Genomic DNA, 17,952 nt, shown 5'->3' with positions numbered 1-17,952 from the left:
CCTCAAGGATATTTCTTGAAGGTGAATCAAAAGTTTTGCGAGATTTTGGGATACACCGCTGCCGAATTGATTGACCGACACTTTCAAGAGTTCACCTACCCAGCAGATCAGCCGCGAGGGTTGCAAATGCTAGAAAGCATGACCACCGGACAAAAAATCCAAGGAACCCTCGAAAAGCGTTATGTCAGAAAAGATGGCACCCTCGTTTGGGCCAATCTCACCATCGCAGCCGTCCACAAACCCAATGGTCAGCTAGACTATCAGGCTGTCATTGTTGAAGATATTAGCGATCGCAAAGAAGCAGAAATTCAACAACAAAATCTAATCGCCATTCTAGAAGCGACGACTGACCTAGTCGGGATGGCCAGCGTTGAAGGGCAAACGCTTTACGTCAATAAAGCCGGACGGAAGCTATCGGGAGCCGGAGAGTTTGAAGACTTGTCACATATCAACATTACTGACATGCACCCCGATTGGGCCTTACAAAAAGTGCAGCAAGAAGGGTTGCCAACTGCCATTCAAACAGGTCACTGGCAGGGAGAAACCGCAATTTTAACCCGCACAGGCGAAGAAATTCCCGTCTCTCAAGTGCTCACTGCCCACCGCGATAGTCAAGGACGGTTGCAGTTTTTTTCCACCATCATGCGAGATTTGTCTGAGACTTATCGCGCTGAACGAGCGCGGCGAGAGGCTGAAACTAAAGCCGTTTTACTGAAAGAAATTCATCATCGAGTTAAAAATAACTTACAGATTGTTTCCGGTATTCTCTATCTGCAATCCCGCACTTTAGATCAGCCACAAGCGCTTAAGTCTTTGCAAGATTGTCGCGATCGCGTTGAAGCGATGGCCCTAATTCATGAAAAGTTTTATGGCTCAGCCAGTCTAGAAGCGATTAGTTTTAATAGCTACATTCGCAGTCTCACCCAGAATCTATTAACCTCTTACTCGGTAGGCAAACAAATTGAATTAAAGACTGAAATTGAACCTGTTTCGTTCAACATTGACACAGCTATTCCCTGTGGATTGATCATCAACGAACTGGTTGCCAATGCTTTACAACACGCCTTTTTGGAAAGCTCACAGGGAGAAATTATCGTTAAGTTTAGTATTCAAGCAGAGAAAGATTATGAACTCATTGTTCAAGATAATGGCGTCGGATTTCCCGCAACAATTGACTTTCAAACGCAGACTTCTATGGGGTTGCGTTTAGTTAGAACCCTGGCGGTAAACCAGCTCAGAGGGACGGTAGAGATTAAGTATCAGAACGGCACTCTGTTTTGTATTCGATTTCCCATAGATGGGAAAGTTAAGATTACCGCCTGACCTCAACACAGCGAAACTGGCTGATATCCCCATTGGGAAACGTCTTTCATTGGCTTCGGCTGATGCCAAGACCTTACTGAATTCAAATACTGCTCTATGTCTCATCGAATTCTGGTGGTTGAAGATGAAGCAATTACCCGTGAAGTACTAATCGAACAACTCAGCGACCTGGGCTACGTCGTTGTCGGCGTCACCGCCTTTGGCTCAGAAGCGCTATCCCTGGTAGCGAAAACGCAGCCAGACATCGTTTTGATGGATATCAAGCTAGGAGAAAACGATGTCGATGGTATTACAGCCGCTAGCTGGATTAAAGAACAATTTTCAGTCCCCATTGTTTATCTAACCGCCAACGCTGACGCCGACACCCTCGACCGAGCCAAGCTCACCGAGCCGCTTGGCTATATTCTCAAACCTTTTAGTGAGCGATCGCTACAAGCTAGCATTGAAACGGCTATTTACAATCACCAGCAGATTCAGAAATCCGCCGATTGCAATCAGAAAGCAGCCACTAGCATGCGGCAACTGCTAGAAACCGAAAAAGAACTTTCTCAACTAAAAGACCGAGTTATTGCCACTATTTCGCACGAATACAAAACTCCTCTAGCGGTGATTTTGTCTTCTTCTGAACTGCTGAGAGAATATCGTCACCGTTTTTCTCCAGAGCAGATTAATAATCACTTTGACGCCATTCGCAATTCCGTTAAACTGCTTTCAGACCTGGTAGAAGAGCTAACTTTCTTCAAGCAAACGCAATCTAAAGCCTTCGTTTATGATCCCCAGCCGCTTGATCTAGCTGATTTTTGCCAAGACCTCCTGATGTACTACCAGCTCGCCTCCAATGGTCGTCATCAGCTCCAGTTAAAAGTTCAGCCCGCTTCGCTCAAACCCGTCCTGCTAGATAAAAAATTATTGCGTTACATCTTGAGCAACCTGCTCAGCAACGCGATTAAGTACTCGCCAGCGGGCGGACAGGTTACTTTAAGTTGTGCTCTAGTCGAGCAGCAAATCGTTTTGAGCGTCGCCGACCAAGGCATTGGCATCGACCCAGACGACCTTCAGCAACTGTTTAAGCCTTTTTTCCGAGCGCACAACGCCGCAGCAATCAAAGGCACAGGCATGGGGCTAAGCATTGCCAAAAACTGCGTTGAACTGCACGGCGGTGAAATTAGGGTTGAAAGTCAACCGCATCAGGGCAGTCTTTTTAGCGTCTATTTGCCGCTAGTTTGGGTCATTGAAGACGCTACCGAACCCAGCACAAACGCCGATTACCCGGAGCTAAGCAAGTAGTTTTGGCGCTAGCCGCTCAACGGGCTAAGCCCATCTGCCTCTACTCTAAATTTCAACAATCACAGGAGCGTGATCGCTCGGCTTCTCTAGCTGGCGAGGTGAGACATCAATGACGCAGCTTTTAGCCCGCTCATACAAAGCCGCCGATAAATAATGATGATCGATGCGCCAGCCCAAGTTACGGCGAAAAGAGGCCGCCCGATAATCCCACCAGCTATAGTGTCCGCCGTCTGGGGTAAATTTGCGAAACGCATCTTGCAAGCCCAGGGTCAAAATCTGTTGCAGCGCTGCCCGCTCGGTTGGAGAAGCCATGATGTGGGTTTGCTTATGAGTAGGGTCATGAATGTCTCGATCTTCTAAAGCAATATTGAAGTCGCCACAGACCAATAAAGCCGGATTTTCCGACAACAGGTCAGACAAATACTGTTTTAACAAACTGAGCCAGCGTAGCTTGTACTCATATTTTTCGCTGCCAACCGAAGCGCCATTGGGCACATACAAATTGACAATACAGACCCCCTGAAACAAGCCCATAATCACCCGCTTTTGCTCGTCTAGATCACCCACCTGATCAGGATCAATGACGGCGGCAAAGCCCCGGCTGACGTGATCTAAGGGCGCACGGCTTAAAATCGCGACGCCGTTGTAGGCTTTTTGCCCATAAACGTAGGCGTGGTAGCCTAGCGGTTCAAAAGCAGCCACCGGAAAACCTTCATCCACCACTTTTGTCTCTTGTAAACACAGCACGTCTACAGGTTGGTGCTGTAACCAATGGGTGACCTGTTGAAGCCGAGTCCGAATTGAATTGACATTCCAAGTCGCGATTTTCATGCGGCGCAAAGACGGTAAGCAAGCGCTTTTCAGCTTACAGCAGTTGAGGCGAGAAACGCTAAGCTAAGCAAAGGAGATTTAGCAGTGATTGCTAAAGGTAGAAGCTCAAGCAGAAGGCAAAATGAAGGCTTTTTGGTTAAAGGCTTTCAGCGATTGAAGCGTCTTAACCCCAGCGGCGACAGCTATAGAGATAGAGGCGATAGGCTCAAAGGCCATTTCGTCGCTGCTAGTGGGTGCTAGAAGCAGGATTGTGGATCGCATAGGTAAGTTGCAGAGAACGGGTTATGAATCAGCCATTAGAAGGGGATGCCCTGGTTAAAGAGGTTTGTCGTCGGATTCGCGTAGCCAGAAGTTACTGGGATGCCCATAATAATCGGGCTTGCCGCCAGGAACGGCAGAAGGCTTTAGACCTTTACCATCAGCTTACCCAACCGCAAAAAGAGCAAATTCCGCAGGTTTTGCGGGTATGGCTACGCTACCGGAGCGAAAAGTATTTTGGCGAGCATCATACGGCTCCCGGCAAAACGACTAAAAAATCTAAGCGCAAGCAGCGATAAATTCTTCCTGAGGCAGTTTTGCCACCGCCAGCCGCTGAATCACCCCAGCCGCGATCGCATCTTGTAAAAGCGCTAGTAGTTTAGTTTCGCGATCGCTTAACGGGCGATCGCGGGTCAAGCGCGCGATTGCTTGCTCGGCTCCGGGCGATAGCTCACCCCAGCTCAGTGCATGGCGTACCAGCAGTTCTAACGATGCGTTGGCACAGGTGACATCAGCTATATCCCACATAAACCCTGATCCTTTGTGTAAGAAGGCGGCGCAGACCGCTCCCTTTGAGCTAAAAAAAGCTTCACGCTACTGAGCGTCTATTCCGTAGAAGGATGTTCACTTTTATAGCTGGCACAATCTCCGTAAAAGCTCGTAGCTCAGCATCGCGCCCCTAGCAATAGACACGGTTGACCACTCGGCTTCTGTTTGGCGATTGCGATCGCTGTTGCCATAAACCTTAAAATGCACCAATTGCTGACAGCCGCTAACAGCAAAACCTTCCTTCTGACCTCTGTCCTCACCCTTCTGCCTTTAGCTAAACTTCTGCCACGGCGGTTACCTCCTATCTATCATTTATCGCTGGTTCCTCGCTGGCGCTTAAAGCGGCTGTCCTGCCACGCATTGCCAATTCCCTGCAAAATGCCCCGTCCTACTAGCCCAATGCCCCGTCCTACGACTTCGGTTAAAACATAAACCAAACCATTGCCCACCAGCGAAACAACCGCTCGAAACCGAGGCGCGATCGCGTCTCTAGCTTCAATGGCTAGCGTTACTGCATAGCGCACCCCCGATAGCTGGTTGAGTTCTTCGCTACGCGGGGCGTAAATGGTCGTGGTCTGGATGCCTCGTTCAGTCAGCACCAGCAAAACATACTGGCTTTCAAAGATGGCTTTAGGTTCACTAACGTAGCTATTCCAGCGGTAACGCCAAGCCAGTTCATTGCGAAAACGGGTCATTTCACGGGTTGACAGCAAGCGGGGGTGGTAAAGATTTTTCTTGAGCGTTTCGACGTCGGCAAAGCGGTTGAGCAAGGGCTGTACAACGCTGTTAGCCACCTGCAAAACGCAGTTTTCGAGTAGCTGCTGGCTGCGGGTTAGCGCCTGGTAAGAAGCTGCTGGATAAAGCGTTCCTTCTACGAGCAGCGGTGACTGAAACAATAAATGGTCTAAGAAGGCGGGCACGAGCGGAATTCGATCTAAAATTTCGGCCTGTACGGTGACTTTTTCTTCTAAAAGCTGAGGCACGACCCCTTGCTCAGTGCCAGCTATTTGCAGGGTGTAATATTTACCAAAAAAATCCGTCACGGCTGCGGCCCACCAGTCGGCTAGTAGCTGCGATCGCCGCTCGACGAGCTGCCCTGGCTGGAGTTGAGAATAGCGAACGTCCTCTAACAAAGTTTCTAGCTGGCGCAAGACGATGTAGAGCAATTCGCGCCTTTTTTCGGGTCGCAAAATGTCAATTTCTAACGGGGTGCTAGACCTGTTCACCAGCGAGGTTTGTAGTTTGCGAAAAACAGACTCAAAGATAAAGCTGCTAATATCATCCCCGCTGGTAGCGACGATGCCTTCAGGGCGCGTGACGGGTGCGATCGCCGTTGCTGAGGGCGTGGGCGCGATCGCCGTTGCCGCCGGGGCAGACACTTCTGGGGCAAACGGGGGGGCGGCCTCAGGGGATGAGGTAAAGCGCGGCGTTGCCAAAAGACGATTAATGAGCCATTTAGCCGCTCGCAATTCGCGGTAACGACCTGCCATCACCGCCCGATACAGGGGAGAGGTAGCCGCTTGATGCTGGGCGATCGCATCTGTCATGGCAGCCTCAATTTGCCGCAGATGTGACAGCCGCAGGCTAATGCGCACAGCAGTTAATGGCCCCGGAATGGGGGCTAGGTCGGGGGCGGCGGGGTTGTCGGCAGCAGGGGTAGCCAAATTTTGCCCCAGCGCCGTTTGCCGCACTAGCCGCACCAGTTGCTGTACGGGCAGACCCCGCAGGCCATATTCGCTAGCGCCTGCCTGCAAAGCAGCCTCGCGCAAAATTGGTTCGCTATGGGCGCTCAGCACTAAAATCGGCAGGTGCGGAAATTGCGATCGCAGTGTTTGACACAGCCGTAACCCAGCTACCTGCGTGGGCGAATGGTGTCCTAACCCTAAATCCAGAATCACCAGGTCAACATCGGTTGGCAGCGCTGATGGCTCTACCGCTGTAGCCCCCAACCTTTGCAGCGCTTCTTCGGCGGTACTGACCTCAGCCATCACCTCAAAATCAGGGAAGTGCTCTAGCCAAATGCGCAACCCCAGACGAAAAACCGGGTCATCATCAATTAGCATGAGCTGCAGCGGGCGATCGCTCATGCCGTCTTACCAGTCAGACGATTCTTCATCAGCAGCAGGTTCCTCCCAACTCTCTTCTGGTTCAGCCGCTTGTTCGAGCGACCATAAATAGTCTCGCTCTGCGCTCCAGTTGGCGATCGCACTGCGGGCTTCCCCATAAAGGGCGCGACCTGGCCCAATTTGGGCGGCTCGGTTAATAGCCGCTGTCAGGCTCCCCTGATAGGCCAATTCTCTGGCTGCCGCCAGGATAGGACGATCTTCAGCAATTTGAATCTGGGCTGTCCATTCTTGAACAGCCGTTTGAGCTTGATCATACAAAGCCCGATCTGGCTGAATTCGCTGAGCAGCAGCGATCGCTTCTTTCAGCTTACCGTCTGCAGCCAGGGTGTTGGCTTCTTTCAAAATCGGCTGATCCTGAATCACCTGAATTTGGCTTGTCCAGCTGGCAATGCGGGTTTGGGCTTCAATGCGCAAGGCTCGACCCAGCGCGACTTTTTGCGCTTCGGCGATCGCCGCTTGATAGGCGGCTACCGTACCTGTACGAGCCAACTGGGTCGCTCGTTGCAGGTAGGGTCGATCTTCAATCTGCTCGATTTGTTTTTGCCAGTGAGCCACCAAGGTTTGCGCCTGCTGGCGGCGAGGCCGCTCTGGGTTAATTCGCTGCGCCTGCTGTGTTGCATATTGATAAGTGGGCAGTTGTCCTAGATTGGCAACCCAGGTAGCCGTTTGTAGTTGCAAAACATCTTGGAATTCTTGCTGCCAGGTTTCTAGCTGAGCTTGCGCATCTTCATAAAAAGGGCTGCTCGGTTGAATCTGCTGTACGGCAGAAATCGCTTCCATCAGGTTAAACAAATCGCCTATCTGCGGTTCCCACGCCGTCAAGCTGCTGACGAGCTTTTGCGCCTGGGCAAACTGAATTAGATCTTGAGCTTCCGGCACCAGAGTTGGGTCGGCAGGCACCTGCTGCACCGCTTCAATGGCGGCCTCTAAATTGCCTAGCTCCCACTGCCGAAAGCTATACATCAGCAGCGATTCGCTCCAGCTATCGACATCTGCTTTGGCGGCTTTCCAGGCTTGGCTTTGTAAATTGACCGTTTGCGCCAGGGCGATCGCTTCGCCCAATTGGTCTATCTCTCCGGTTTTTGCTAGCTGACGCGCTTGCTCTAGCTGTTGCCAGCCTTGAGACTCTAGCTCAATTTGACTTTTAAGCGCCTGGAACTGGTGGCGAACCCAGTAGTCGGTGTAGAGGCTTTTGAGATCTTGTAGCTTTTCGTTAGCCCGCTCCCAATTTTTGTTGGTGATGGCAGATTGTACGGTCTGGGTAACGGCTTGCCCGGTTTCCCACTCGCGCTGCCAAACCGTCATGGTTGACTGGGCGTCTTTATAGTTTTCAGCTTGCTCAGGAATTTTGCTGGCCAATGCTAACGCCGCTTCTAGCTCCCCCTGATTTACCCGCCGCCGAGCCACCGTCATTAAATCGGTAGACCACTGCTTGAGCAAAGGAGCCGCTTCTGTATGCAGCGGATGACGCTCACCCCAAGGCGCAACTAGCTCTATCGCTGCTACGAGATGATCGGGCGCTTTAGAAGCCGCCGCTGTTTTGGCGCAGTACAGGCGATCGCTATCGGCACTCAGGCGGGAAATTTCCTCGCAGTTGGGCAAGGGCGGAATGCGGGTGAGCAACGCGATCGCCCACAACCCTACCGCACTAGAACCCACTAGCAAAAACAGCCATAGCATCGGCCAAGCCAGGTTAGCCGGAGGCCAGCGACGGCGCAGAGGTTTTAGGGCCGTCGGAAACGAAGCAGAGTCAGCAGAGGGAGATGTCATGGCAGCAAACGGCCTTGTGTGCCTAAAGTTGCTGCCATTGTAGGCGCAATTTCGTAAGTTTTGGTTCGTTTTTTGGCGGAAACGTCACAAGATCTTAAAGCATTTTGCTCAACCCATTAGGGAAGCCGTCTTGGCGGTCATCTGCGGCTGGCGGGTCGGCTGGCTCGTGAGCTGGATGCAGCCGCTCTTAGCCGCTTGTGCATAGCCCCTAGATTTGACTTTAGGCGGGCAAACCAGCGCATAAATCGGTCTTTGGCTCGATATATCTGCGATCGCTTTTTGCCTCAATAGGCTTATCGACCTGTTTTTGCCGCCATGCGCATTTTATTAGTTGAGGATGACGAAAGAATTGCTGATGCCCTTGCCGAAGAACTCAACGACCAGCACTATGTGGTTGAAGTCGCTTACGACGGCGAATCCGGTTGGGACTTAGCCGCTGCTTTTGAGTTTGACTTGATTTTGCTAGATGTGATGCTGCCTAAAGTCGATGGCATTACGCTTTGTCAAAAGCTCCGCGCTCAGGGCAAGGCTACGCCAATTTTAATGCTGACAGCTAGAGACACCGTCAGCGATCGCGTCATTGGCTTAGACGCGGGGGCAGATGACTATTTGGTGAAGCCCTTTGATTTACAAGAACTTTCGGCTCGCATTCGGGCTTTGGTACGACGCGGAGGAGCCACGTTACCCCCTATCCTTGCCTGGGGAGCGTTACGTCTCGATCCCAGCACCTACGAAGTTTTTTATCAAGATCAGCCAGTATCTCTTAGCCCTAAAGAGTACAGCCTTTTAGAGCTATTTTTGCGGCACCAGCGGCGGGTCTTTAGCCGTGCCCAGATTGTAGAGCAGTTGTGGTCGTTTGAAGTGATGCCAGAAGAAGCCACTGTCAAAGCCCATATCCGAGGGCTGCGGCAAAAGCTTAAAGCAGCCGGGGCACCAGGTGATTTGATTGAGACGGTTTATGGCTTGGGGTATCGGTTGAAAGAAATAAACGGTGAAACTGAGTAAACCAGTAGGGCAGCACTATGTTTGAAGGGCTACGCTGGCGGCTGCTGACAGCCCAGCTTTTGGTAATGGCTTCGATTTTAGCCAGTTTTAGCCTGGGAGCCTATTTGTTTTTTAGCCGCAATCTCTATCAGCAGCTAGACAAAAAGCTGCAAACGCTGGCGCAGGCAGCATCACCTTCGTACGCAGCGGTAGCAGCAGGCGGTGAAGAATATTTAACGCGGGTGAATGAAGTTCCCTGGCGCGATATTTTTAACCGCGACAGCCAGAGTTTGGAGTGGTTTGATGCCGCTGGTAATCGGCTAGCTTACTATGGCACTCTCCGTCTACAGCCGGGATTTGTCATTGGGCCACAGACGCTACAAACTCAGCCAAGAAGCGCTCAAACTGACGCTAGCCCAGAATCGGTGCGAACGTTTACCGTTTCGGTCTTTGAAGACAAAACTACGCTGGCGATCGCGCCTGATCGCGAACCCGTTTTACAAGGCTACCTTCGAGCTAGCCAGTCTCTCCAGGATATTCAATCGGCGCAGCGGCAGCTTTTACTCGGCTTGGGGACAGGGGGCACCTTGGCGTTAGGGCTAATTGGCATCGGCGGGCTTTGGTTAACTCAGCGATCGCTCAAACCCGTAGAGCAAAGCTTTAATCAGCTCAAGCAGTTTACGGCAGATGCTTCTCACGAGCTACGCGGCCCCCTGACCGCGATTAAAACTTCGATTGATGTTATTCAAAACCACCCGGAGCGCATTCATCCTAAAGATGCCAAAAAGCTGGCCGCGATCGCCAGCGCCACTAGCCAGATGCAGCATCTCACAGAAGACTTACTACTGCTTGCCCGCATGGAAGCGCCTTCTACGGCTGGGCTGCTACAGCCAGAACAGTTTTGCCTCCAGTTGCTTTTGCAAAACGTGGTTGAACTGCTAGAGTCTTCGGCGCAGGTTAAAGCCATTCAGCTAGGGCTAGAGGCACCGCAGCCAGTTAGTATTTTGGGCGATCGCCGCCAGATTTCGCGTCTGTATGCCAACCTGATTGAAAATGCCATTCGCTATACGCCAGCCGGGGGGAAAGTGCAGGTCAGCCTGAGCAAACGGTTACGCTTTGCCGTGGTGCAGGTAACCGATAGCGGCATTGGCATTGACCCGGCTGATGTGCCCCATGTGTTTGACCGTTTTTGGCGAGCCGACAAAGCCCGCTCTCGCAAAATAGGGGGCAGTGGATTGGGTTTGGCGATTTGTCAGGCGATCGCCAAGCAACATGGCGGCAAAATTAAGGTTCGCAGTCGTTTGGGGGTTGGTAGCTGTTTTCAAGTCAGGCTACCGCTGGCCACCCTGACAAAAAAATAAGCGCCTTACCTAGTTTTTTACATTTCCACCTTAGGTTAGTAACTGTAGCAACTGCTTCTACACTAAATCACTTCTCACACATGCCTTCGGGTTAGCAGCCGCTACCCGAAGGATTTTTTGGCAAAATGGGAAGCTTTAATGTGAAAAGGGTCTACACCAGAGAAAAATATAAGATCTATGGATAAGAAAACATTAGGCTGGTGGATTGTCTCAATCATTGACATCATATTGCTGTGCAGTGCCCCGCTGATGCTAGAAGTCTTTTCTCACCTGCCATAAATACCCCTTTAAAACCCAAATCAAAGCGCTGTACAGTTCTCTGTACAGCGCTTTTTTATAGCTGTAGCCACAAAAGTTAAACCCCTTCAAGGGCTAAAAGTCGCTGGCAGAAAGCTTTTTGTTCTGCCCTCTGCCTTTAGCCTTCTCCCTTTAGCGATAGCTGTGGCTATGTGCTGTCGCAGCGATCGCCCGCTTAGGAGCTATTCCATCCCGGCAGACTTAAGCGCTTGCGCCATGAGCATGACATGGGTACTGCGTTCGCTTTCACCTTTGGCCGGACGCCGCTGGATATATTTACCGTCTGCCTCTAGATCCCAGGCTTGGCGGTTGTCGCTCAGCATCAAAGTTAAAAGTGCTTGCAGATCTTGAAAAATTTTCGCATCCTCAATCGGGACGACGGCTTCAACGCGGCGGTTGAGATTGCGGGGCATCCAGTCAGCGCTGCCGATAAACATCTGCTCATCCCCATCGTTGTGAAAGTAGAAAATGCGCGAATGCTCTAGAAAGCGGCCAATAATGCTAATAACGCGAATATGGTCGCTAATGCCTTTTAAGCCGGGACGTAGACAGCAAATACCACGGACAATTAGGTCAATCTCGACGCCTGCCTGAGAAGCCTCATAGAGCGCCTCAATAATTGGCGGATCAACCAAAGCATTCATTTTGGCTACAATCTTGCCCTTACGCCCGTTGCGGCAATGTTCCGTTTCTTGGCGAATTAGCTCTAGCATCCGCTGCCGTAAAGACACAGGGGCAATCAATAGCTTACGAAAAGACGACTGCTGCGAATAGCCCGTCAAGTAATTAAACAAATCCGTTAGATCAGCGCCCAAGTCGTCGCGGCAGCTCAGCAAGCCCAAATCAGTGTAGAGACGAGCCGTTTTGGGGTTGTAGTTGCCTGTGCCGATGTGGACATAACGCCGAATGCGATCGCCTTCATGCCTCACAACCAGAGCCGTTTTAGTGTGAGTTTTCAGCCCAACCAAACCGTAAACCACATGTACGCCCGATTTTTCTAGCTTACGCGCCCAGTTGATGTTGTTTTCTTCGTCAAAGCGAGCCTTTAGCTCAACCAAAACGGCCACCTGCTTGCCATTTTCAGCCGCCGAAATCAGCGCTTGCACAATCGGCGAATCGCCAGAAGTGCGGTAAAGCGTCATTTTAATAGCCAGCACATCCGGGTCATGAGCTGCATAGGTAATAAAACGCTGAACCGTAGACGCAAACGAGTGATAAGGATGGTGAAAAATCTGATCGCGCTGCTGAATAATCGTAAAGAAATCTTCAGCCTCTTCAGCGTCTAAATCGTCATCGTCGTCGGGGTTGCTGATGTGCTGCAAGTGTTTGGGGACAACAGGTGTCCAGGGCTTGTCCTTGAACTGAGGCGCAGGCAAGCTCATGAAAGTCATCAAATCGCCCAGGTTGATCAAACCTTCGACTTCATAGAGGTCGGCATCCGTCAGTTCTAACTGACGCATCAGATTGGTTCTAACGGCCTCTGGCATCGATTTTTCAATTTCGATACGCACAGCCGAACCGCCCAAGCGTCGCTTTCGTAGTTCTTGTTCGATCGCTAGCAGTAAATCGTCTGCTTCGTCTTCTTCCACATCTAGATCGGCGTTGCGAGTGATGCGGAAGGTATAACAATTTTGCACAGTCATCCCCGGAAACAGCGCCGCTAGATTATGAGCAATGACCTGCTCTAGCGGTACCCCTGTCCAGAGAATAGATTTGCTGTTTTTGGTAGTGCGTAGCGAGTCGGGCAGCACCACAAAGCGAGGCAACACCTTGGGCACTTTAACGCGGGCAAAATGTTCTTTACCCGTTTCGGGTTCTTGAATCACAACCGCTAGATTGAGACTCAAATTAGAAATGTAAGGAAAAGGATGCCCCGGATCTACAGCCAGCGGCGTCAGAACCGGAAAAATCTGTTCTTCAAAATAGTCATCTAAATAGGCCGTTTGCTCTGACTTGAGATCGGCGTAGTTGAGCAGTTGAATGCCGTTTTTTACCATCAGTGAACGCAGTTCTTGCTCGAAATGGCTGTGCTGAATCTCCACCATTGGCCGCAGGCGATCGCTGATGTCTTGCAGGTGCTTCTGCGGTATTCGACCATCCGGTGTTTGTTTGGTCACACCAGCATCAATTTGCTGTTTAATACCAGCTACCCGCACCATAAAAAACTCATCTAAGTTGGTGCTAAAAATCGCCATAAATTTGAGGCGTTCTAGCAGCGGTGTGCGCTCATCAACGGCTTCGTGCAGAACGCGAAAGTTAAATTCTAGCCAGCTGAGTTCTCGGCTGAAGTAATACTGTGGATCATCCAGGCGAGTTTTCTCTGGTGACGATTGCGCGACGGTCATGCCCATCCCCCTTTAAAACACTTGGTCTTCGATACCGACCCACCACTGGCCTAGATTCATCAGGTCTTGGTGGAGTTTGCTCACCTCCTGAGCATATTGCTCGGCAGGGAGAGTGTGGCGGCGTTCCTGCAATTTTTTTAAGCGGAGCTGTAGCAAAAGCCAGGGTTTGCTAGCTCCCTCGGTAGCCCCAATATATTTACCTAACTCATCACTGTTCATCAGCGCTTCAGTTAAAAGAAAGAATTGCCTGGTTCTAGGAGGTTAACAAATTCATCGCTTTAGAACTGTGACATTTTTCTGAGAGTTTGCCGCCACAGGCGATCGCCCTTCAACATACCCTAACGAGTCCTGCCCTGTCGGATGGATGGAATACAACTGCAATCTGACAAAAATTACTTTTTGCCAAAAATCCAGACATCCCAGACGAAAAACACTTCAATAGTGTTGTATAGCTAAAAGCAAAAGGCAGAGACAGAAGGCAAGGTTGTCTATCAGCGGCTTTCAGCCGTTTGAGTGTCTCAACGCCAGGGGCTACAGCTAGATCAATCGGCAGATATGCAGTGAGCAGGGTAAATCGCAATGGCACGGGTACCGTTAGCGGGTGTTGAGCTAATCAAGCAGTTTGAAGGGCTGCACCTAACCGCCTATCCTGACCCCCTCAGTGGCGGCAAGCCCTACACTGTGGGCTGGGGCAGCACTCGCCGCAAAGACGGCAGCCCTTTTTATTTGGGAGAGCGGATTTCGCGCTCAGAAGCCGACGATCTATTGATTTATCAGCTAGAAACCGAATTTTTACCCGCGTTGGGGCGTATTCCTGTTTGGGTGGAGCTAAACGACAACCAACGAGGAGCGATTTTGAGCTTTGCCTATAACTTAGGGGCAGGCTTCTACGAAGCGCCGGGTTTTGAAACTATCAGCCGCGTTTTGCGTAACCGCCAGTGGGACAAAATTGAATCGGCTTTACTGCTTTACCGCAATCCTGGCACCAATGTCGAAGAGGGCTTACGGCGACGACGGCTGGCAGAGGCAGCCCTTTTTCTCACCCCTTCTGGGCAAACACCGCCTGCGGTTTCCCCGCCGACCCCCAGCACGCCGACTCAAGCGGGCGATCGCTTGCTATATCTCACCGAACCCTACCTGTTTGGCGAAGATGTCAAAGCTCTGCAAATCGATCTGGCTCGCACGGGGGCAGGTGTTGTGATTGATGGTGTGTTTGGCCCTGCGACTGAACTCGCCGTCAAGCGCTTTCAGCAGGTTAATGGCTTAGCCTCTGATGGGGTGGTGGGGCCGCAAACGCTGGCAATTCTGCGTACTCGACCTTTGTATTTGCGAGAGCCGTATCTACAAGGCGACGATGTCTTGAACTTGCAGCGTTTGCTCCAGGCAGCAGGCTACGTTACCACCGCAGACGGGGTGTTTGGCCCTGCCACAAAGCGCACGGTCGAGCAGTTTCAACAAGCGCATGGCCTGGTAGCTGATGGCATTGTCGGGCCAAAAACTCTAAAAATTTTGCAAGCCCAACCGCTTTTCTTAACCGAACCCTATTTGCAAACCAGCGAAGTCATGGCCTTACAGCTAGCCTTACAGAAACAAGGTTTTAACCTGGTAGCCGATGGGGCTTATGGCCCAGGCACAGCTATGGCGGTAGAAGCCTTTCAGCGCCGCAACGGGTTAATCGCCGATGGCATTGTGGGTCGCAAAACCTGGGCAAAGCTGCTTGATTAAGCCACTGACTGCATCCAATCTAGGCACAGTTGCATTTGCTTTTGCATAGTGGCGCGATCGCTATGAAAACGGCGACCGTGCCCTGGCAGCACCCACTCAAACGAGTACTGCGCCAGCCGCTCCATAGAGATCAACAGTTCTGCCCAAGAATACCAGCAGGCTCGTCGAAAGGCATGGAGGTGCTGTAGCTGAGGCGACCAGGCCAGGTGATCGCCCGTAAATAAAAACGTGTTTTGATAGAGCAGCACCGTATGTCCGCGCGTATGCCCTGGCACAGGAATAATCAGCAAATCATCCGCCAGAGATACAGGTTCTAATCCGGTTAGCTGCATTTCTACGCTGCGGGTTTGCGGGCTAATATCAGCCTGATGCAAAATGCGATCGCAGCCAAAGTGTTCATGAAACTTTTGATGGTCAGCCACATCATCGCGGTGGGTCAAATAGAGATAGCGAACGCCTCCCTTTGCCTCTAGCTGCTTAACCAGCGGCGGCGCAAAGCGAGGAGAATCCACTAAAACATTACCTTGCGATCGCTCAATCAAGTAGCTTGCTGCCCCAAAAGAGGTTTCAGCGTGATAGCCACAGTGGTAGACGTTCTCTGTAATTAAATGGGGAAAACTCTGCTGAACTTGTTTGATTTCTGTGGGTGGTTGCAGCGTGCCGATAGACGCAGTCGGACAGGCCAATAGCGCTTGTAAAGCCCTTAATCGCTCTGCTGAGGTATCCGGTTGGCGATGTACCACCGATTGCCCCTCTACCCGCGAAAAGATGTCAGGTGCCATCCAACGACAAGTATCACAGTCAATGCAAGTGTTATCGACATAAAAGTCACCCGCCACATTTTGCGGGCGGCGCTGTTTGAGGTGAGCCATAGTTAAAAAAGATGAATCGATTGATCAGTGCCAGACAAACGAATCGCCAGTTCCGGCCAGTTTGGGAGCAAATCGTCAATTGGAGCCAACGGCGTTTTAGCGACAGACCATTGTGGCAAAGTCAATCAGTCGCTTTGTAGCCAATCAACCCCATGACCTTTCTCTAGCCTAGCGATCGCTAGCCCAAACGTGAGCCTAACGACTATAACAATCGTCAAATAAAGGGAAAGCTACCTAAAAACTACGGCAATATGTAAAAGCAGCCAGCGGAGAAGAGAATATGGGGTTATTTGATGGCGTTTTCAAAACAGAACCAGGTATTACAAATATTACGCTGAGTCCCGCCGAGGCATTTGCCGCTGTGGCTTTGGTGGCGATCGCCGCCGATGGCTATTTGTCTGAGCAAGAAGGCCGAGAAATGACCATGGTACTGGCTCGGATGCAGTTGTTTCGGAGTTTTTCCACCGATGTGATGCATCGGCTATTTGACAAGTTGTTAGGGCTGCTGAAGCAGCAAGGCCCCAGCAAGCTCATCAACTTGGCTAAAGTTTCTTTGCCCGCAGAATTGCGAGAAACCGCTTTTGCCATTGCCACCGATTTAGTGCTAGCAGATGGGACGGTCACGCCCCAAGAGCAAGCGTTTTTAGACGATCTCTATCGCATTCTCGAAATTTCTGGCGATACCGCTTTGCAAATTGTTCAGGTAATGACGATTAAAAACCGGGGTTAGAGGGGTAGCTTCGCTGGTACCCCCACCGCTCGAGGAAATTCGGCAGGTGTGGGCTGAACCTTTTGCACATATAGGCAATGGCGCTGGCCTTGAGTCAAAGGCGTCAGGCTAGGCTGAAGGTGGGCGATCGCGCCTCCTAATTGTTCGATTGCAGGCCGTAGCGTTTCAGTTTCGGCTTCAGACCACTGCCCCCGATAGAGAACCGCCACGCCTCCCTTTCGTAGCAGTGGCAGCGCATATTCAGCACAGGTTGCAGCCGTTCCGACTGCGCGTACGAGAGCCAAATCAAAGCGCTCTCGCCAATTTGGCTGTCGCCCCACCGTCTCCGCCCGACCAGCCAAACCCCTGACGTTAGGCAGATGCAAAGTCTGCGCCAGCGTCTCTAAGAAGCGAATTTTCTTCTGGGTAGAATCGAGTAGCACCACCTGCCAATGAGGCAGCGCGATCGCCGCAGGCAGTCCCGGAAACCCTGCCCCTGTACCAATATCAACGACTTGTAGCGCCTGCGATCGCAACGCATCCGGCAGTTGCCAAGCAAAGTCAGGATTTAGCCACGGAGCTAAACCACTGAGCGAGTCCCAAAGATGCTTCTCCCAAAAATCGGCTGGCTCAGTGATACGAGTCAGATTAAACTGCTGATTGGCAGCTACAACCTCAGCATAGAGCTTTTGAAAAACAGCTTGCTGTGCCGCCGAAGGCTGCCAGCCCAGCGTTTGCCGCCAAATCGTCTCATCCTCAAGTAACTCAAGAGACGGCATGATCTTCACTAAGCAATGGGCTGAGCCGAAGGAGAGTTGTCTAAACGCTGAGGATTTGCCGACTGGAGTTCACCATTTTGTAAAGTCCAGCAGCGATCGGCTAATCCCACCAGTTCTGCCGCATCATGGGTCACCACTAGCAAGCTCCAGTCCTGCTTGAGTTGAGCCAGTAGGCTGATCAGCTGTTGCCGCATTGACCAGTCTAGCCCTGCCGTCGGCTCATCTAGCAACAGCAAGTGGGGCTGACGAATCAACTGCACCGCAAGCGCCAGACGTCGCTGCTGCCCCCCACTCAACGCATGAGGCCCAGCCTCTAGCGATATTTGTTCTAACCCGACTGCACTTAGCGCCTGCTTCATTCGCTCTGCCGTTAGCTCAGGGTGGCCCAAACGCAATTCTTCAAGCACGGTATGACCGCAAAAATGTCGCTCTGGAAACTGAAAAACCAGTCCCCCCAACTGCCGCAAAAGCTCAGGATTTAGCTCTTGACTACGCCAGAAAATTTCACCCGCTGTAGGAGCCGCCAGTCCAGCCAAAATTTCCAGCAGCGTACTTTTGCCCGAACCACTTGGCCCGATAATCAACCCCAATTGCTGAGGCGACAGCTCAAAGCTGATGGATTTCAGAATAGGTACAGCACTAGCTGCTGGGTGATAGGTCAAATTTTTGATACGGAGCATTCAAATGCAGGCAAAATCTAAGCTAAACAAATAGGTTGTAAAGTCTCGTCTCTAGC

Annotated in this window: 17 protein-coding genes; 7 read left to right on the top strand and 10 right to left on the bottom strand. The window is 51.3% G+C overall.

Annotated features, from left to right (window positions below):
* The coding region (locus ACTS3T_RS12955) for a sensor histidine kinase (protein WP_462935093.1) at nt 1-1,323 on the top strand (1,323 nt) is incomplete at its 5' end.
* A 96-nt stretch (nt 1,324-1,419) separates the two neighbouring features.
* Nucleotides 1,420-2,610 carry a hybrid sensor histidine kinase/response regulator gene (locus tag ACTS3T_RS12950; protein ID WP_377967892.1) on the top strand — a complete coding sequence of 397 codons (1,191 nt, stop codon included), beginning with the start codon at nt 1,420-1,422 and terminating at the stop codon, nt 2,608-2,610.
* A 45-nt stretch (nt 2,611-2,655) separates the two neighbouring features.
* Here the strand turns inward: ACTS3T_RS12950 and xth are convergent, their stop codons facing one another.
* Both xth and ACTS3T_RS12940 read right to left on the bottom strand, forming a co-directional pair.
* The gene (gene xth / locus ACTS3T_RS12945) at nt 2,656-3,441 is read right to left on the bottom strand and encodes an exodeoxyribonuclease III (protein WP_377967894.1); all 786 of its coding nucleotides are present in this window, start codon (nt 3,439-3,441) and stop codon (nt 2,656-2,658) included.
* Between the two features lie 105 nt (nt 3,442-3,546).
* Nucleotides 3,547-3,702, bottom strand: coding sequence for a hypothetical protein (locus ACTS3T_RS12940; RefSeq protein WP_377967896.1), 156 nt, complete (start codon nt 3,700-3,702; stop codon nt 3,547-3,549).
* 23 nt (nt 3,703-3,725) lie between these two features.
* On the opposite strand from ACTS3T_RS12940, the gene ACTS3T_RS12935 reads away from it, so the two are divergent.
* Nucleotides 3,726-3,998, top strand: coding sequence for a Precorrin-3B methylase (locus ACTS3T_RS12935; protein WP_377967898.1), 273 nt, complete (start codon nt 3,726-3,728; stop codon nt 3,996-3,998).
* On the opposite strand, the gene ACTS3T_RS12930 is transcribed toward ACTS3T_RS12935, so the two are convergent.
* The 3 genes from ACTS3T_RS12930 to ACTS3T_RS12920 form a co-directional block, all read right to left on the bottom strand.
* Nucleotides 3,979-4,227, bottom strand: a complete 249-nt coding sequence (locus ACTS3T_RS12930) for a hypothetical protein (protein ID WP_462935092.1) — start codon at nt 4,225-4,227, stop codon at nt 3,979-3,981. The two genes, ACTS3T_RS12935 and ACTS3T_RS12930, sit on opposite strands and share 20 nt — an antisense overlap.
* Nucleotides 4,228-4,556: 329 nt before the next feature.
* Nucleotides 4,557-6,335 (bottom strand): DUF3685 domain-containing protein, encoded by a 1,779-nt coding sequence (locus ACTS3T_RS12925; RefSeq protein WP_377967902.1) that lies wholly within the window; start codon nt 6,333-6,335, stop codon nt 4,557-4,559.
* Between the two features lie 6 nt (nt 6,336-6,341).
* On the bottom strand, nt 6,342-8,144 hold the full coding sequence (locus ACTS3T_RS12920) for a hypothetical protein (protein ID WP_377967904.1): 1,803 nt from the start codon (nt 8,142-8,144) through the stop codon (nt 6,342-6,344).
* Between the two features lie 315 nt (nt 8,145-8,459).
* Here ACTS3T_RS12920 and ACTS3T_RS12915 point away from each other — a divergent pair, with 315 nt between their 5' ends.
* Entirely contained in the window at nt 8,460-9,149 is a 690-nt protein-coding gene (locus ACTS3T_RS12915) for a response regulator transcription factor (RefSeq protein ID WP_377967906.1), read from the top strand.
* A gap of 17 nt (nt 9,150-9,166) precedes the next feature.
* Complete coding sequence (locus tag ACTS3T_RS12910; protein ID WP_377967908.1) at nt 9,167-10,489, top strand: sensor histidine kinase; 1,323 nt, start codon at nt 9,167-9,169, stop codon at nt 10,487-10,489.
* A 479-nt stretch (nt 10,490-10,968) separates the two neighbouring features.
* On the opposite strand, the gene ppk1 is transcribed toward ACTS3T_RS12910, so the two are convergent.
* Nucleotides 10,969-13,131: a polyphosphate kinase 1 gene (gene ppk1, locus ACTS3T_RS12905; RefSeq protein ID WP_377967910.1), complete on the bottom strand. Its 2,163-nt coding sequence runs from the start codon at nt 13,129-13,131 to the stop codon at nt 10,969-10,971.
* A 12-nt stretch (nt 13,132-13,143) separates the two neighbouring features.
* Nucleotides 13,144-13,350 (bottom strand): hypothetical protein, encoded by a 207-nt coding sequence (locus tag ACTS3T_RS12900; protein WP_377967912.1) that lies wholly within the window; start codon nt 13,348-13,350, stop codon nt 13,144-13,146.
* A gap of 360 nt (nt 13,351-13,710) precedes the next feature.
* On the opposite strand from ACTS3T_RS12900, the gene ACTS3T_RS12895 reads away from it, so the two are divergent.
* Entirely contained in the window at nt 13,711-14,856 is a 1,146-nt protein-coding gene (locus ACTS3T_RS12895; protein ID WP_377967914.1) for a peptidoglycan-binding protein, read from the top strand.
* Here ACTS3T_RS12895 and ACTS3T_RS12890 read toward each other — a convergent pair.
* A complete protein-coding gene (locus ACTS3T_RS12890) occupies nt 14,853-15,728 on the bottom strand; it encodes an MBL fold metallo-hydrolase (RefSeq protein ID WP_377967915.1) in 876 nt (291 codons plus the stop codon). The two genes, ACTS3T_RS12895 and ACTS3T_RS12890, sit on opposite strands and share 4 nt — an antisense overlap.
* 280 nt (nt 15,729-16,008) lie before the next feature.
* On the opposite strand from ACTS3T_RS12890, the gene ACTS3T_RS12885 reads away from it, so the two are divergent.
* A complete protein-coding gene (locus ACTS3T_RS12885) occupies nt 16,009-16,458 on the top strand; it encodes a tellurite resistance TerB family protein (protein ID WP_377967917.1) in 450 nt (149 codons plus the stop codon).
* On the opposite strand, the gene rsmG is transcribed toward ACTS3T_RS12885, so the two are convergent.
* Both rsmG and ACTS3T_RS12875 read right to left on the bottom strand, forming a co-directional pair.
* Nucleotides 16,455-17,216, bottom strand: a complete 762-nt coding sequence (gene rsmG / locus ACTS3T_RS12880; RefSeq protein WP_377967919.1) for a 16S rRNA (guanine(527)-N(7))-methyltransferase RsmG — start codon at nt 17,214-17,216, stop codon at nt 16,455-16,457. The genes ACTS3T_RS12885 and rsmG overlap by 4 nt on opposite strands.
* Nucleotides 17,217-17,224: 8 nt before the next feature.
* Complete coding sequence (locus tag ACTS3T_RS12875; protein WP_377967921.1) at nt 17,225-17,896, bottom strand: ABC transporter ATP-binding protein; 672 nt, start codon at nt 17,894-17,896, stop codon at nt 17,225-17,227.
* Nucleotides 17,897-17,952: the final 56 nt, after the last annotated feature.

The sequence above is a fragment of the Almyronema sp. genome, from assembly GCF_052168255.1.
GTDB lineage: Bacteria > Cyanobacteriota > Cyanobacteriia > Phormidesmidales > Phormidesmidaceae > Sphaerothrix > Sphaerothrix epifaneia.
Note: the sequence above shows the minus strand (reverse complement) of the source record. Positions and strands in the feature narration are given on the sequence as shown.

Coding starts and splice junctions, on each gene's coding strand:
- ACTS3T_RS12890 (WP_377967915.1), bottom strand. CDS start 15,728: ATGGCTCACCTCAAACAGCGCCGCCCGCAAAATGTGGCGGGTGACTTT.
- ACTS3T_RS12940 (WP_377967896.1), bottom strand. CDS start 3,702: ATGCGATCCACAATCCTGCTTCTAGCACCCACTAGCAGCGACGAAATG.
- ACTS3T_RS12920 (WP_377967904.1), bottom strand. CDS start 8,144: ATGACATCTCCCTCTGCTGACTCTGCTTCGTTTCCGACGGCCCTAAAA.
- ACTS3T_RS12915 (WP_377967906.1), top strand. CDS start 8,460: ATGCGCATTTTATTAGTTGAGGATGACGAAAGAATTGCTGATGCCCTT.
- ppk1 (WP_377967910.1), bottom strand. CDS start 13,131: ATGACCGTCGCGCAATCGTCACCAGAGAAAACTCGCCTGGATGATCCA.
- ACTS3T_RS12935 (WP_377967898.1), top strand. CDS start 3,726: ATGAATCAGCCATTAGAAGGGGATGCCCTGGTTAAAGAGGTTTGTCGT.
- ACTS3T_RS12910 (WP_377967908.1), top strand. CDS start 9,167: ATGTTTGAAGGGCTACGCTGGCGGCTGCTGACAGCCCAGCTTTTGGTA.
- ACTS3T_RS12930 (WP_462935092.1), bottom strand. CDS start 4,227: ATGTGGGATATAGCTGATGTCACCTGTGCCAACGCATCGTTAGAACTG.
- ACTS3T_RS12875 (WP_377967921.1), bottom strand. CDS start 17,896: ATGCTCCGTATCAAAAATTTGACCTATCACCCAGCAGCTAGTGCTGTA.
- ACTS3T_RS12950 (WP_377967892.1), top strand. CDS start 1,420: ATGTCTCATCGAATTCTGGTGGTTGAAGATGAAGCAATTACCCGTGAA.
- ACTS3T_RS12895 (WP_377967914.1), top strand. CDS start 13,711: ATGGCACGGGTACCGTTAGCGGGTGTTGAGCTAATCAAGCAGTTTGAA.
- ACTS3T_RS12885 (WP_377967917.1), top strand. CDS start 16,009: ATGGGGTTATTTGATGGCGTTTTCAAAACAGAACCAGGTATTACAAAT.
- xth (WP_377967894.1), bottom strand. CDS start 3,441: ATGAAAATCGCGACTTGGAATGTCAATTCAATTCGGACTCGGCTTCAA.
- rsmG (WP_377967919.1), bottom strand. CDS start 17,216: ATGCCGTCTCTTGAGTTACTTGAGGATGAGACGATTTGGCGGCAAACG.
- ACTS3T_RS12900 (WP_377967912.1), bottom strand. CDS start 13,350: ATGAACAGTGATGAGTTAGGTAAATATATTGGGGCTACCGAGGGAGCT.
- ACTS3T_RS12925 (WP_377967902.1), bottom strand. CDS start 6,335: ATGAGCGATCGCCCGCTGCAGCTCATGCTAATTGATGATGACCCGGTT.